Consider the following 14,763-nt stretch of genomic DNA (forward strand, 5'->3'; position numbering starts at 1 on the left):
CCCTACCGCTCCAAATCGATATTTGTCGTGTGGTAATACAGCGTCAGACCCTGATAAACAAAATAAGTTCGTGAAAAGTTGAAAACTTTGCCGCTTGCCAAATAGTTAATCCCATCAAGACAAAGATGATTGGTTTCTACCGGCAACCCCATCAAGTCAGCATAGTCAGCGGGCAGTGGCAATGTTTGAATGTAGTTCTCGGTCGTACTGCCGACCATGTGATACGTGTTGCGCAAGTATGCGAAGATCGATCCTTGCGCAACTTCGGCCGAAAGATGCGGCACAATCGCTTGCGGGAAATACGATTCTTCCAAGTCATACAGCTGCTTCTTTAAGTACCGCAGTCGCACGACTTGGTAAACCGGATCGCCGCGGGTGACATTACCGCGCTGAGCCAACGCAGCCGTTGCGGGAATCAGCGCAAACTTAACGACTTTAGATGTCAGCGGGCCACCTTTTACCATGGCCGTCTGATCAAAACCGATTGACATATTAAGCACCGCGTCCGACTGCGCCGAATGATCAATGACGTAATAGCCGCTGCCCTGAACCCGGCGCACCAGTCCGTGGGCAAACACCACGTCCAATGCTTTACGGATTGTGTTGCGACTGGCTTGATAACGATCCATCAACACCTGCTCGGTTGGCAGCTTGACCGGATACTGTCCTGCCAGAATATCTTGAATCAGTTGCTCTGCAATATCGTGATACATCGACAACCTCCCCCAATTTCAAATTCTGAAAACGCTTGTAAAATTTGTACCTACGAATTATAATAGCACAAGAAACAGAAAACGGTTACATTTTTTAAAAAAGGAGTCCGAAAAATGACAGAGAAAAAGATTATGTTGATCTGCGCCGCCGGTATGTCAACAAGTATGCTGGTTGCACGCATGCAAAAAGCCGCCGAAAAAGACGGCATCACCGTTAATATTTTTGCCACTTCGGCTTCCGATGCCGACAACAAACTTGCGGCAGAGAAGCCAGACGTTTTAATGCTCGGCCCACAAGTTCGCTACCTTGAAGGCCAGTTCAAGAAAGATTTAGACATCCCCGTCAGTGTCATTAATATGCAGGACTATGGCTTAATGAACGGCGAAAAGGTATTGAAGGCCTCGTTAAAGGCGATTGATGACGGCAAAGGAGCAGCCTCATGAGCGAAGAAGATCAGAGCCTCGAAACCGTCATGGGCTTGATTATCAATGGCGGGAATGCAAAAAGTTCAGCTTTTGAAGCCATTCACGCAGCTAAGGATGGCGATTTCAAACTGGCTGATGAGAAACTTAAAGAAGCCGATCATTTCTTAACCCAAGCCCACAATGTCCAAAGCAGCATGCTGACGGCGGAAGCGCAAGGCGACCACGCCAAGGTCACCTTATTGATGGTGCATAGTCAGGATCACTTGATGAACGCCATCACCTTTCGCGATCTAGCCGGCGAAATGGTGGCACTTTATAAGCGATTAAGTGCCCAAGAAGCCAAATAAATAAACCCTTGCCAGTCATGTGAACCGGCAAAGGCGTATTTGTGGCGAAAAATGCGACTCCTTATGCTGCAATGACGCTTTCTTTGTTCAGCCTCCCTCTACACTACAGACACACTTAAAACCCAAAAAGACCAACAAAAAAAGCGACTTGACTAAGCCGCCTCTTTTGTTGGTCTTTAACTTATGGCTGTTGTCGCAGCGCTTGCCATTCCTCGCGCAAGATGCCGTACTTAATCGAATCCCAGTAGCGATCCTGGTAATACCGAACTTGGCGCACGCGGGCTTCTTGCTTCATCCCCACTGCCTTGGCCAAACCGATCATCCGCTCGTTCCCGGACCAAGTCGTGATGCCCAGATGCGGCAAGTCAATTAGGCCGAAGATCCGATCAATCCACTGATCCAGCGCCTGCTTGCCAATGCCTTTACCCCAGTAGCTCTCATCGTAAATCACGATGCCCAAGTCCAGCCACCGTTGCAAATCCCCGTCTTCATAATGCGCGGAGACGTCGCCGATTAAGATACCATCATCCCAAATGCCGTTAACAAAAGGATTAGCAACCCATTGATAGCCGGTCTGATTGGCCTGATCATCCTGCATTTCTTTCAGTGTGGGAATTTCGTCATTAAAGTAAGGCCCATTCCACTTGTGCCATTCTGCATTGGGATCGGAAAAGGCAACCTTCCACAATGTCTCAAGATCTTCCGTTTGAAAATGTTTTAACGTTACTGTCATGTTCGGGTACGCTCTCTTTCTTCATTTGATTACAGGATTTGAGGAGCTTTAAGTAAAAGGTCTCATTATGTTTCCTAAACGCGGTTACTGGCCACTGATTCACCAATTTCTAAACGCTCCTGCTTGCATTTTATGTTTGTCTAAAACATACCACAATTATTACCCAGGAAATAATCCAAGTCGCAACTATGTTAACCTAAATCATAGCATGACTCCGCACTGGTTTGTTGGAGTAGACTCAATTTTCGGGAGGGATTTTTTTGGCAGACTATATTAAGCAGGTTCGCGCAAAAGTCGGGCATATGCCGCTGATTATGGCGGGGACGATTGGCATTTTAACGGATGACGCTGGCCGCGTTTTACTTCAGCAACGCAGCGATTTTACCGGTGAATGGGGGCTCATCAGCGGCACGATTGAATATGGGGAAACGCCGGCGCAGACAATGGTTCGTGAGTTCAAAGAAGAAACTAACTTAACGGTCACGGTTGTCTCCTTGCTCGGCGTCAATGATAATCTGACCCTCACCTATCCAAACGGCGATGTCGCCCAGTGGCTATGCCCAGTGTTTCTCGTGAAACAATTAGGCGGCGAACTGAATAGCGATAATGATGAGACCGAGGCACTAAAGTTCTTCGATCCCGCAGCTGCTCCACGTTTGTTTAACCAGCAACACCGTGAGGCCCTCGCCCATTTCATCGCTGGGGAAAGAGGGTATTTCGACTAATGCATCAACTCGTCATTCTTCGCGGCAATTCAGGCAGTGGCAAAACAACCACGGCTAAAGTCTTGCGCGAACACCTCACTGAAACACTTCTGATCTCCCAGGATGTCATCCGCCGCGACATGTTAGCGGAAAAAGATAAACCTGACAGTCCGAATATTGCCTTAATTGAACTCATCGCCCGCTTCGGCCTGCAACATGAAAAAGTGGTCATCGTTGAAGGCATACTGAATGCGGCACGTTACGGCCAGATGTTGCAAGGATTAATTGCCGCAGCTGATCGTAGTTTTAGCTACTACTATGATCTGTCATTTGAAGAAACCCTTCATCGTCATGCCGGACGCGCCAAAGCTAACGAGTTTGGCGCCGATAGCATGCGCCGCTGGTTCCAGCCGCATGATTTTTTGGGTGTTCCGGGCGAGCAGACGATTCCTGCAAGTTGGTCACAGGATGACGTGGTTGGGCATATTTTGGCTGATCTCAATAGTTGAAAGTGTTTGAGGCCACTTACGCTCCGGTTTCTAACTGGCTACGCTCACGCTCTGGGCAAATTATTACTGCTTTTATCAAGATCGGATTAGAATGATCTGGTAGGGATACTTTCAGTTTCGTCATTCACTAAAACTAGGAGAGTGGTTTTTAATGACAAGTTATCCACGGCGTGATCCTGTAACAGATCAGCTATTGACACCAGAAAATTCAGCTTTGATTTTGATTGACTATCAGCCAACGCAGGTCGAATCTATCGGCTCTATGAACCACCATGCGCTTATTCAGAACGTGGTGATGACCGCTAAATTGGCTAAAATTTATCAAGTCCCGATTGTGCTTTCGACAGTTAATGTCAAAAGTGGCCGGAATAAGGACACGATTCCTGATCTGAAAAAAGTTCTCGGCGACCAACCAAGCATTGACCGAACTTCAATTAATGCCTGGCAGGATCAGAATTTTGTTGAAGCAGTCAAAGCTACCGGACGGAAAAAGCTCGTCATGGCCGCATTATGGACCGAAGCCTGTCTCACCTTCCCGACGCTTGATGCGTTAGCGGAAGGCTTCCAGGTTTATCCGGTCGTCGATGCCGTTGGCGGTACCTCAAAGATTGCCCACGAAACGGCCCTGCGACGGGTTGAACAGGCAGGCGCGCAGCTGATTACCAATGCGCAGTTAGCTTGCGAGTGGCAGCGTGACTGGAACCGGACCGATACTGTGCCGGATTTCGTTAAAATTTTGCTCGAAAACGGTGACTTCATCAACTTAGGCGCTTAATCCTTTTTAAACGATACGGTTAACGTCAACAACAGTTGATGTCTTTTAAAATCGAATATCAATGTCCTTAGGGGCAATGGCGTGCTTAGCCATTGCCCCTAAGATTTTCAAGAGCGTGAACTGGCGCGTTTAGAAGTCGGAGTATAAGTGGCCTTAGGCGTGATGGCCCGGTTTTGGCCATTGCGCCTAAGGTCCTTATACGCAGACTTCTGCGCCAGAGAACGCGTTTGGGGGAATTTATATGCAGCGTTTTGCAACTGGATCCAAACGTTGGTGGCTACTGATAGCATTAGGCTTTTTCGCTTTTATGACAAATCTTGATGGCTCGATCGTCAATATTGCGATTCCGATTATGGCGAAGAACCTGGACGTTTCGGCGAGCCGCATGGAGTGGACGGTCTCTCTATACCTGATCGTTCTAAGTGCCCTACTGCTGCCATTTGGTAAACTTGGCGACCGGATTGGCAAACGCCGAATTTTCAAGTGGGGCACCGGTACCTTCGTGGTTGGGTCATTGATGGCTGGCATTAATCTTGGCTTTAATTTTCTGATGGTGGGCCGCATGGTTCAAGCCATTGGTGGGGCGATGACCTTGGCAAACACTTATGGGATTGTGATATCGACGTTTGCACTAGCTGAACGCGGCCGTGCTATGGGCGTTGTCAGCACGTTTGTGGCGCTTGGTGGCGTGGCCGGTCCTAGTCTTGGCGGTCTCATTTTGGCGCATTTTAGCTGGCCGATGATTTTTCTGATCAATGTACCGATCGGCGTGGTCGCATTGGGCATCTCACTGTGGTCAATGGATAACGGGGAACCGCAACCTGGCACGTATGACAAGTGGGGGATGCTGCTGCAGGCCACGGCCATCGCCAGCGGTTTCTGGGGACTGAATTTGGCTCAGCAAAGCGGCTTCGGCGATCCAGTTGTGCTTGCTACCTTCGCTTTGGCCATCATCAGTCTGGCGGCATTCCTGATCTTTGAAAATCATCAAGAGACGCCGTTGTTGCCAATGAGTATTTTTCGAGTCCGCATTTTCACTTTAGGGGTCCTGACCGTCTTCTTCATTTTCATGGTTCAGTTTTTCAGCACCGTTTTAATGCCCTTCTACCTTGAAGATGCGCGCGGTTTAACGCCAGGCGCTGCTGGCACCTTGCTGTCACTCTATCCATTGATGATGGTCTTCTTTGCACCATTCGGCGGCTGGTTGGCCGATAAGTGGCAGGTACCGGCTGTTGCATTGCTGGGCAGCCTGCTCATTGCGGCCGGCAGCATTGTCGGTGCATTTTTAAAATTGGATGCGCCACTCATGGTTTATATCATCAGCACCCTTTTGATCGGCATCGGGAGTGGGCTCTTCCAATCTCCCATCGGCGACGTGGTCATGTCAGTGGTGCCAAAAGATCAGCTGGGCATCGCCGGCAGTTTCAACGCGCTTGCCCGTAACCTTGGCATGGTCAGCGGTACCGCAGTGGCAACAACGGTTTTGTTTGGAACAATGAGCCAGCTTGCCGGCAGTCGGGTCACCACTTATCCGACGAACCATCCGGAATACTTTATCACCGGCCTTCAGATCGCCATGCTGGTTGCTGCAGGACTGGCATTGTTGGGTGCCATTGCTATTGGGTTGACGATCAAGCCGTGGCAAGTGCATGAGAAGAATTGATTGTTGAGTTTTTACAACGCGTTTGTCTCCAATTTCTAACCGCGCCAGTTCACGCTCTTTCGGAAAAGTGCTAGCATTAGACTGCTAGTCACTTTTCGAGGAGGACATGACACATGGAGAAGCATCATTCGACCACCTTGCTTACATGGGGCATTCTTTTGGTGGGGGCTAATTTGCGCCTGCCGATTACCATGATTCCACCGCTGTTGCCGACGATTGAGCATACGCTTGGGTTACCGGCTTCTATGGCTGGTTTATTAACGACGATTCCGCTGCTGATGTTTGCCTTGGCATCGCCTGTTATCGCCAAAATGGGAAATCGCCGCGGTAACGAGTGGAGTTTGCTGATTGCGCTCGTGATCTTATTACTCGGCAGTTTGTTGCGGATTATTCCCAGTTTGATCGCCTTAATCGTTGGCACATTGCTGATCGGCTTTGGGATCTCTGGTGGAAATGTCTTATTACCGGCGATTATCAAAGATCAGTTTCCGCAGTCAATCGGCGCTAAAACCAGCTTGTATACCGTGACTATGGGATTGGTCGCTTCACTGGGGACCGGCTTGGCTGGCCTCTTGAACCAGCAATTTCATATGAAGCTGACCATGGCGGCTTTTTCACTCGTTGGCGTGGCCGGTTTGGTGATTTGGACATTGGCGTTGCGCACCTTGCCACCCGTCAAAACCTGGCAAGGCAGTGCCCGCAAAAACGTGGCCGTCTCTCATTCGCTGTTGGCTTGGTGGATTGCGTTATTTTTCGGCCTACAGAGCTTTCTCTATTACTCCCTCCTGACCTGGTTGCCGAGTCTGTGGCAGGCTGCCGGCTTCTCGCAACTAACCGCGGGTAATCTGGCTACGATTTTTCAGTTGAGCGGCATGCCGGCGACATTATCCATTCCATTTATTGCCGAACGGCGCCACGGCCTTGCGTACAGCGTCTGGGGCATCATGCTGGGCTTTGCACTAGGCGCCTTGGGCATTCTTATTCCCGGTGCCAACTTCGGCTTAAACGTGATTTTCTCCCTGCTGATGGGCGTTGCGTCCGGGGCAGCATTTGCTATCTGCATCGTCTTCTTCCAAAAGAAAACGGCCGATGCATACGAAACTGCCAGTTTATCCGGCTTCGCCCAAAGCTTGGGATACTTATTCGCGGCAGTTGGTCCGATGCTTTATGGCTTTATTCAGACACTCACCGGATCATGGAATCTACTTTTGTGGGTCACAGTGATCTTAACCCTGATCATGTTTGCGGTTGGGCTGGTCATCAACGCAACTCCCAGCATTTTCAGTGCATCGGATCGAAAATAGCGTTTGCACATTAAGCTTACTTTTTCTAAACTGGCATTATGTTAGGCTCACACCATAACGCGTTCGCACCGCAGAAGTCTACGTGTAAGGACCTTGGTCGCAATGGTCAAAGACCGACCATCACGCCCAAGGCCACTTACACTCCGACTTCTACCCGCGGTGGCTCACGCTCACTCAAAATAAGGAGATTACCAAATGGCACTTACAACAACGATCGGAAAAAGCAATGTCGTTACCGGCAAACTCGGGTTGGGCACCAATAAGGTTGGCGGACATAATCTTTTCCCCAACTTACACGATGAAGACGGGCTAGCCGTTGTGAAAACAGCGTTGGATCATGGCATCGACATGCTTGATACTGCTTATATGTATGGCCTTGGCCAATCTGAAACCTTGATTGGTCAGGCGATTCAAGGCTATGACCGTGCAAAAATTGTTCTGGCGACCAAAGCGGCACAAGACCCCCACCAGGATCTCAAACCCAATAACGATCCCAAGTTTTTGACCCGAGCGATTGATGACGCGTTGCTACGCCTGAAAACCGACTACCTCGATATTTTCTATATTCATTTTCCTGATGAAAAAACCGACAAAGCCGAAGCGGTCAATGCCGTCGCCAATGCCCGCAAAGCCGGGAAAGTTCGCGCTATTGGGATTTCCAATTTTTCACTCGATCAAATCAAAGAAGCGAATCAGGATCAGCAAGTCGATGTTGTAGAAGACAACTATAGCCTCGTGCATCGTGACGCTGAAACGAAGCTGTTCCCTTACCTCCGGGAACAGCACATCAGTTTCGTTCCTTACTTCCCGCTTGCCTCTGGCTTATTAACCGGCAAGTATGGTCCGGATGACGCCGAAAAATTCAGCGGCCGTTTTTCTGCTTCCCAGTTCAAGACGATTCTGGCCGCCTTACGCGAAGTTGACGGCATCGCGGACGCGCATCAGGCAACCATTGCCCAAATCATGCTTGCCTGGTATATGAAGAATCCAGATATTGCCGTGGTCATTCCTGGCGCCCGCCTGCCAGAACAGGCGGCCAGCAACGCCGAGGCTTTGAAAGTTCAACTGCGCGATCCGGAATATGGTTCTATTAATGAACTGTTTAAAGAATTTCGGCCTAAGTAACGTTAGCGGTCATGACGGATGTCAATGCCGCGCTACAAAATATCAAGAATGCAAAAAGGCAGCTTGCCACTCCGATTTCCGGAAATGGCGAGCTGCCTTTTCTTGACGTCTCCTGATAGAAAACACAATTTATTTTTTGCGGGTAAACGCCCGTTTCACGACTTGCCAGAAAGTCAGTGACTTGACGATCCGATCGGCAGGAATGTGCTCACGAATGGCGCGCAAGACCTTCTTGGCATCTTTCGCCGCAAACGTATACGTCCCGTTCTTCTTGGTTTTAATGGCAAAACGAGGAATCCATTTGCCCCTGAAGATGACAGATGCAATGACCCAGTTAACTTCATCCCAAGGAATTTGATAAAAGTCATGCACATTTTTTTCGTTGAAAAATTCGAAGCCCTTATCGCCGATCATGATCTTGCCATAGACCGGCATTCCCATAAAGGCAGTGCCTTCCATCACTAATTCTGATTTGGTGTTGATTGATTGAACCATTTTTTGCCATCCTTTTAGACTGATCTTGTGTGCTGTGGGAGTGTGGTTAAGAGCTCTGTGTAAGAGGCTAAAGCTTAAAGCTTACGCGGTGCCCGAAACGCCACAAACGCGTTCGCGTGGCCAGAAACCTGCGTGTAAGGACCTCAGGCTTCTAACCGCGCCAGCTCCCGCTCTTCCATAAACGCGTTCGCGTGGCCAGAAACCTGCACATAAGGACCTTGGTCGCAATGGCCAAAGACCGGCCATCACGCCCAAGGCCACTTATGCTCCGGTTTCTAACCGGCCACGCTCACGCTCTTCCATTATAAATCAAAAGCCCAGACTTTGTGTCTGAGCTTTTGGGCGTTTTGTTCGATTTTGGTAATTTGTCTTACATCAAACCGATGACGTGGAAGACAACCCCGACAACGAACAGGCCAAGGATAATGACGATTGGAGAAACCTTCTTCTTCAGTAACCACATGCAGAATAAGGTTAGCAACAAGCCCATTAGGCCTGGAATCAACTGATCCAAGTTATCTTGTAACGTTGTCACTTTATTCTTTGTTAGTGACAGTCCTTGAGATTGCAATTCCAAAGCCTTTTGGATGCCGGCTTTACCGCTTGGCAATGAACTCCAGTCAATGTAGGCACCCTTTTGGTTCGGAACATCAGAAACAACTGGCGTGAACTTGACGGAAACCCATCGATTGACCAGTGATCCCAGAATGAACATACCTAGGATTGTGGCACCCTTTGTAACTTCCTGTAGCAAACCACCGGAAAGGTCTTCGGTAATCTTGCTCCCGGCTTTGTAACCAAATTCCTGAGTGTACCATAGGAACGCCATACGGATCGCATTCCAAAGTACGAAGTAAAGGATTGGTCCCATTAAGTTGCCGGCCATCGCCAGTGATGCGGCTAACGCACCAATAATTGGCTTAACCGTGAACCAGAACACTGGATCGCCGACACCAGCCAGCGGACCCATCATCCCGACTTTGACACCCTGAATGGCTTTGTCATCAATCGGGGCGCCATTGGCACGTTCTTCTTCCAGTGCCATCGTAACACCCAGAATCGGTGATGCCAGATATGGGTGAGTGTTAAAGAATTCTAGATGCCGTTTTAAAGCAGCTGCGCGGTCTTCTTTGGTGTGATACAAACGTTTCAGCGCAGGGATTAAGGTGTAAGCCCAGCCACCGTTCTGCATACGTTCGTAGTTCCAAGAACCTTGAAGGAAGGTTGACCGCCACCAAACCTTAATTCGGTCGCTTTTTGTGATATGAACTTCTTCAGCCATGTTTGTCAACCTCCTTCTCAATAATTGTCAATAATGTCGCCGACAGGATCGCCAGCACCACTATTATTTGAGCTGCCGCCGTTACCTGAACCGCCGCCTTGCTTGGACAGTGCCAAGTAAATCAGTGCTAAGGAAATACCAATAGCACCAAGGCCGATTAAGGTAATTTCTTTGACAGTCGCCAGAACAAAACCAATAGCAAAGAATGGCCATACTTCGCGGGTCGCCATCATGTTAATAACCATGGCATACCCAACGGCAACAACCATGCCCCCGCCAATGCCAAGACCTTTAGTGAGCCAATCAGGCATTTGTTCAAGCAATGCCCGCACTGGGCCAGCACCAACGGCAAGGATCAAGCCGGCTGGAATGGCAATCCGCAAGCCCTGCATGCAGATCGCAACCCATTGCCAGAAATCAATTTTACGGAAACTACCTTCTTCAGCAGCGCGGTCCATGATATGAACAATCGCGGTTGCCAAGGTACGAACCAAAGTGGTCAGCAACAAACCGGCAACGGCCAGCGGAACCGCAATCGCAATCGCTGAGCTAATGCCTTTAGTACCCTGACCGCCAAGAACAAGAATAATAGCTGATGCAACTGATGCCAATGCAGCATCGGGTGCGACGGCCGCGCCAATGTTGGCCCAGCCTAAGGCGATCATCTGCAACTGCCCGCCAAGCATCAAGCAAGGGGTCAAGTCACCGGTCACAAGTCCGATCAACGTGCATGCAATAACTGGCTGATGGAAGTGGAATTCATCCAAAATACCTTCCATACCAGCAAGGAATGACACGATGAGGACCAGGATGATTTGAATAAAATTCAAAGTCATAAGTCTTCTTCCTCCATTTCAAAAATTACTTCTGCGCATTCAGTTCGTCTTGAGCTTTCTTCAAAATCGCGTTCATATCATCCGGATGATCGGATGGCACTTTACGAACGTCGAATTTGACGCCATGTTTGGCCAGTTCGTGGAAGGTGTCGATATCCTTCTGGTCAAAGGCCAGCACTTTATTAGGCTGAACCTTACCGACTGAATGTGACATTGACCCGATATTAAGCTCCTTAATCGGAACACCGCCCTCAATGGCGCGTAATGCGTCTTCAGGGGTTTCAAATAATAGCAATGCGCGTTCACCGCCAAAATGCTTATCATCTTTGGCCAACTTAATCATCTGATCAATCGGAACAACATGTGCCTTGACGCCAGATGGTGCCGCTTCCTTAATCAGGTTCTTCCGCAGCTCATCTTTTGCCACTGTGTCAGAGACAACAATAATCCGCGTCGGGTTCGTGGTCTTAGTCCAAGTGGTTGCAACCTGACCATGTAACAAACGTGAATCAACCCGGGCCAGAACATACTGGAATGATCCCGGTTGACCAGCATTGGCTGTACTTGGTGCGGCAGCTTGAGCAGCTGGCTTCTTCACCTTGTCCAGTGATTCTGGCTTAATCTTGATACCGTCACGTCCGGCTTCAAGTAAATGTGCGGCAATGTCTTGTGCAGAATCCATTGACAGCCGCGAGCCATAAGCCTCAATCAACATCGGCAAATTCAGTCCGGTCACAATCGCCCATTTATCCTTGTGTTCCTCATAAATCGTGTTCGCTTGGTTAAATGGTGATCCGCCCCACAAATCGATCAAAAACAAAACTTCATCGTCTGGGTCGAACTTAGCGATCGCATCTTCGAGGTGCTTGTGCAAGTCATCCGGGCCTTCATCGGGCATGAAGGTCACGGCTTCGACTTTTTCTTGCTCACCGAAGATCATTTGACCGGATTGCTTGATGCCAGCAGCGAATTGGCCATGACTAGCAAGAATGATTCCGACCATTATTACGCCTCCTAAAAATTTGTGGTTGCCTCGAAAATAATATCTGCAAAAAACAAAAATAATCAAAAATACAAGGCTTCCCAATAAGTTTAGTATGACTTCCTCCACGCCGCTATGCAAGCATTTTCACTTAAAATGAAATTAAAAAAAGAAGCGCATACATTCAGTACGCACTTCTAATTGGTATCTATCAAAATTGGTATATCGGTCGATACCAATTAATTTAAAGCCTGCCTAGGCCTTTTCTGACTGGCTTTCGGAATCGGTAAAGACAGGGTCGGCGATGCGCGTGCCCACTAATAAAAGCACTAATAATAACACCGCTGACAGCGCCGCCATGAGCATCCAGCTTGCCGCAGCGCTCACAACATTTGCCAATGTGAAGAAAACCACTTGACCGACCGGCATACCTAAAAGGGCCACTAGGTTAACGACTCCTGCCGTTGTCCCCATCTGCTGCTCAGGAACGAGCCGCATCATCACCGTCGACACCCGCGGGTTGATTTTTCCCATGAGATAGGATGTCACAAAGCTGAATCCCATGACGGCAGCAAGCGAACGGAAAAGAAAGAAACCCCAAATTGCAAGAACAAGTTAGCCGGGGTGTTGAGACACTCCCAAGAACAGCCTGTTATCTTATGAGTGGTTCATTGTTTAGCTTACGTGTTGTGCTGAACGCCGAGTCCGGCGCACTTCGGTCTCAAAACACTCCTGGGGGCCACGGTAGTCTAGCTTTCTCCGGGGAAGCCCGTTAAGACGGTCTTGGGTAGCCAGCACCTGGCTGGGACTAACATCATCCAGCGACTCGCCTTTTGGGTAGTCACGTCTAATCATGCGATTGTGGGCCTCGTTGGAGCCGCGATCGCATGAGGTGTATGAATGCGCGTAGAAGATGTCTGTATCTGTGTCCTCAAAGGCCTTATCCAGAGTCGAGAACTCCGGGCCATTGTCTGCGGTAATCGTGCGCAGACAGTCACCCCACTCAAGCTTGATTTCTCGTAACGCAAACTCCACAGAGTCCGAGTCTCGGCCGTCGATCAGTCGGAGAAGTTGGCAACGAGTCTTCCGCTCAATCAGGCTAAGGATGACGCTCTCACGGCCATTGCGTTTCCCGACAACGGTATCCATCTCCCAATGTCCGAACTGCTTGCGGCGTTCGACAGCCTTAGGACGCTCCTCAATACTGCGGCCGGCTAGGCGCTTATGCTTAGTGCTCTTGTGTTGCTTGGTCCGCCGATTTGCCTTCTCCACGAGATCGATGTTCCGAATTTCTAAGCGTTGATCATCGATGTAGCGATATAAAGTGGTTGTGCACACCATCTCCTCAGGGGTGAATAGCTTGGCTCGCCGTGCGGCGCCAACGGCTGCATCAGGCGACCAGTGTTCAGTCTTGGCCTGATTAACGTACCAGGCCAGGAAGTGGCTTGTAGCGGCGAATTTATCCGGCCTATGACAATTCAGACGTGCGGTCTCATAGCGCGTCTGAGCAGCTTCAGGACTATATTCCGTATGATAGATCAGTTTGCCATTAATGCGCTTAGCCTGCTTGACAGTCCCTCGGTCAATCTCATTATTGATGGTTTGATGGCAGACGCCAATTTTGGCAGCAATTTCGCGTTTGGAGGTGCCGGTGGCGTAAAGTTCTGCAATTCTACCGCGTTCCATTTGAGACAAATGATGACCTGGTTGACGACGTGTGATATCCTGTTCATGCATCAGGACAATACCTCTTTCATTGTTTGTGTTGGAACTTCAATGATACAGGATATCTGTTCTTGATGTTTTTTATTGTCCCAAATTTGTAATAAAAGTGGCTAACTTGATTTTAAAACGCGCGAAAAGAAAGAAACTAAAACTAAGCCCAATCATCGCCGCTGTCAAAAGACTCAGCAGTTTGAACGTACTGAGCCGTTGCAAGCCATCCTGGGCAAACAGTGCGCCTAGAATAAGCCCTACCGAGAAGACAATATTCAGCAAAGCCACCGTGGTGCCAAAGTCACGCAGCCACATGCCCGGTTGCTGGACAAGCGACACCGACATTAAGCCGTCAACCGATGACCCTAGTGTATTGACAAACATTGCGAAAACAATGACTGCCAAAAGAAAACGGTTGGTTGCCAGAAACTTGAGCACATTGCCAATATTTTTGAGAATCGGCTGATGCGCATGCGTCACGACTGGTGGTTCAGCTTGTTTTAGGCGACTCTTTTCCCGGGTTATAACCCAAGCTGCGAGTAAAAACGTAACAGCATTAAGCCTGCCAAACAGCGCATAATTGTGGTTGAGCAAGACAATCAGGCTTGCACCGACTGCCTGAAAAACCATTTGAACCGTCGTACCGGTCGCGCTTTGAAAACTGATGGCCATGTTCAGTTCTTTAGCGGGAATTAACCGATGCAACAGTGGCAGTACCAAACCATTCCCATATTGTCCCAGGGTATCAGAAAGTATGTTGATGCCCAGCAACAGCAAAAACAATGGCAAGCTGGCAGGCAGCAGGATCATCCCTGCCAACCCTAGGAAAAGTAACGTTTGGCCAATACGCGTAGCCACCATATGACTGGTTTTGGCCTGGGTTCGATAGGCCAGACTGCCAGTCACTAGCGACAGCATCGTCGGCAAAGTGGTTGCCATCGCTGCCAATGTGACGGCCAGACTTTTAAACGGCATCGTGGCCGCGTAAATGATAAACACGATGTTATACAGGCTATCGCCAATCCCGCTTAACAAACTGGCATTTAAAATGGCGCGATAACCCCGATTATTGAAATATTCATGCATGTTGCTACCTCCCTGCAGCCAAGCATGTCATTTTCGATTCGTACTTGGTTTGTACTTTGAGTGTAAG

At 49.1% G+C, this 14,763-nt stretch carries 15 protein-coding genes and 2 pseudogenes; 8 read left to right on the forward strand and 9 right to left on the reverse strand.

Annotated features, from left to right (window positions below; all coding sequences use genetic code 11):
• Positions 1 to 2: 2 nt before the first annotated feature.
• Positions 3 to 713, reverse strand: a complete 711-nt coding sequence (locus tag LBCZ_RS13245; protein WP_025013149.1) for a GntR family transcriptional regulator — start codon at positions 711 to 713, stop codon at positions 3 to 5.
• Between the two features lie 114 nt (positions 714 to 827).
• Here LBCZ_RS13245 and LBCZ_RS13250 point away from each other — a divergent pair, with 114 nt between their 5' ends.
• Both LBCZ_RS13250 and LBCZ_RS13255 read left to right on the forward strand, forming a co-directional pair.
• Positions 828 to 1,157, forward strand: a complete 330-nt coding sequence (locus LBCZ_RS13250; protein WP_025013150.1) for a PTS sugar transporter subunit IIB — start codon at positions 828 to 830, stop codon at positions 1,155 to 1,157.
• Positions 1,154 to 1,486 (forward strand): PTS lactose/cellobiose transporter subunit IIA, encoded by a 333-nt coding sequence (locus tag LBCZ_RS13255; RefSeq protein WP_025013151.1) that lies wholly within the window; start codon positions 1,154 to 1,156, stop codon positions 1,484 to 1,486. The genes LBCZ_RS13250 and LBCZ_RS13255 overlap by 4 nt, the downstream gene beginning before the upstream one ends.
• Before the next feature lie 181 nt (positions 1,487 to 1,667).
• Here LBCZ_RS13255 and LBCZ_RS13260 read toward each other — a convergent pair whose 3' ends face one another.
• Positions 1,668 to 2,219, reverse strand: a complete 552-nt coding sequence (locus LBCZ_RS13260; RefSeq protein ID WP_025013152.1) for a GNAT family N-acetyltransferase — start codon at positions 2,217 to 2,219, stop codon at positions 1,668 to 1,670.
• Between the two features lie 260 nt (positions 2,220 to 2,479).
• Here LBCZ_RS13260 and LBCZ_RS13265 point away from each other — a divergent pair, with 260 nt between their 5' ends.
• The 6 genes from LBCZ_RS13265 (at position 2,480) to LBCZ_RS13290 (ending at position 8,299) form a co-directional block, all read left to right on the forward strand.
• The gene (locus LBCZ_RS13265; protein ID WP_025013153.1) at positions 2,480 to 2,944 is read left to right on the forward strand and encodes an NUDIX hydrolase; all 465 of its coding nucleotides are present in this window, start codon (positions 2,480 to 2,482) and stop codon (positions 2,942 to 2,944) included.
• Positions 2,944 to 3,432 (forward strand): kinase, encoded by a 489-nt coding sequence (locus tag LBCZ_RS13270; RefSeq protein ID WP_025013154.1) that lies wholly within the window; start codon positions 2,944 to 2,946, stop codon positions 3,430 to 3,432. The genes LBCZ_RS13265 and LBCZ_RS13270 overlap by 1 nt, the downstream gene beginning before the upstream one ends.
• 151 nt (positions 3,433 to 3,583) lie before the next feature.
• Positions 3,584 to 4,207 carry a hydrolase gene (locus tag LBCZ_RS13275; protein WP_025013155.1) on the forward strand — a complete coding sequence of 208 codons (624 nt, stop codon included), beginning with the start codon at positions 3,584 to 3,586 and terminating at the stop codon, positions 4,205 to 4,207.
• Between the two features lie 241 nt (positions 4,208 to 4,448).
• The gene (locus LBCZ_RS13280; protein WP_039639847.1) at positions 4,449 to 5,870 is read left to right on the forward strand and encodes an MFS transporter; all 1,422 of its coding nucleotides are present in this window, start codon (positions 4,449 to 4,451) and stop codon (positions 5,868 to 5,870) included.
• Between the two features lie 113 nt (positions 5,871 to 5,983).
• Positions 5,984 to 7,174 carry an MFS transporter gene (locus LBCZ_RS13285; RefSeq protein WP_025013156.1) on the forward strand — a complete coding sequence of 397 codons (1,191 nt, stop codon included), beginning with the start codon at positions 5,984 to 5,986 and terminating at the stop codon, positions 7,172 to 7,174.
• A 195-nt stretch (positions 7,175 to 7,369) separates the two neighbouring features.
• Entirely contained in the window at positions 7,370 to 8,299 is a 930-nt protein-coding gene (locus tag LBCZ_RS13290) for an aldo/keto reductase (RefSeq protein WP_025013157.1), read from the forward strand.
• Between the two features lie 129 nt (positions 8,300 to 8,428).
• Here LBCZ_RS13290 and LBCZ_RS13295 read toward each other — a convergent pair whose 3' ends face one another.
• From LBCZ_RS13295 to LBCZ_RS13325, 7 genes and pseudogenes are all read right to left on the reverse strand, one after another.
• Positions 8,429 to 8,794 (reverse strand): DUF956 family protein, encoded by a 366-nt coding sequence (locus LBCZ_RS13295; RefSeq protein WP_010490477.1) that lies wholly within the window; start codon positions 8,792 to 8,794, stop codon positions 8,429 to 8,431.
• Positions 8,795 to 9,164: 370 nt separating this feature from the next.
• On the reverse strand, positions 9,165 to 10,076 hold the full coding sequence (locus LBCZ_RS13300) for a PTS system mannose/fructose/sorbose family transporter subunit IID (protein ID WP_010490474.1): 912 nt from the start codon (positions 10,074 to 10,076) through the stop codon (positions 9,165 to 9,167).
• Positions 10,077 to 10,093: 17 nt separating this feature from the next.
• Positions 10,094 to 10,912 carry a PTS mannose/fructose/sorbose transporter subunit IIC gene (locus LBCZ_RS13305; RefSeq protein ID WP_025013158.1) on the reverse strand — a complete coding sequence of 273 codons (819 nt, stop codon included), beginning with the start codon at positions 10,910 to 10,912 and terminating at the stop codon, positions 10,094 to 10,096.
• Positions 10,913 to 10,937: 25 nt separating this feature from the next.
• Positions 10,938 to 11,915, reverse strand: coding sequence for a mannose/fructose/sorbose PTS transporter subunit IIA (locus LBCZ_RS13310; RefSeq protein ID WP_025013159.1), 978 nt, complete (start codon positions 11,913 to 11,915; stop codon positions 10,938 to 10,940).
• Positions 11,916 to 12,149: 234 nt separating this feature from the next.
• A pseudogene (locus LBCZ_RS13315) lies at positions 12,150 to 12,488 on the reverse strand (MFS transporter); the annotation flags it as partial.
• 81 nt (positions 12,489 to 12,569) lie between these two features.
• Positions 12,570 to 13,631 carry an IS30 family transposase gene (locus LBCZ_RS13320; RefSeq protein WP_039638870.1) on the reverse strand — a complete coding sequence of 354 codons (1,062 nt, stop codon included), beginning with the start codon at positions 13,629 to 13,631 and terminating at the stop codon, positions 12,570 to 12,572.
• Positions 13,632 to 13,754: 123 nt separating this feature from the next.
• A pseudogene (locus LBCZ_RS13325) lies at positions 13,755 to 14,696 on the reverse strand (MFS transporter); the annotation flags it as partial.
• Positions 14,697 to 14,763: the final 67 nt, after the last annotated feature.

Source organism: Lacticaseibacillus casei DSM 20011 = JCM 1134 = ATCC 393, assembly GCF_000829055.1.
Taxonomy (GTDB): domain Bacteria; phylum Bacillota; class Bacilli; order Lactobacillales; family Lactobacillaceae; genus Lacticaseibacillus; species Lacticaseibacillus casei.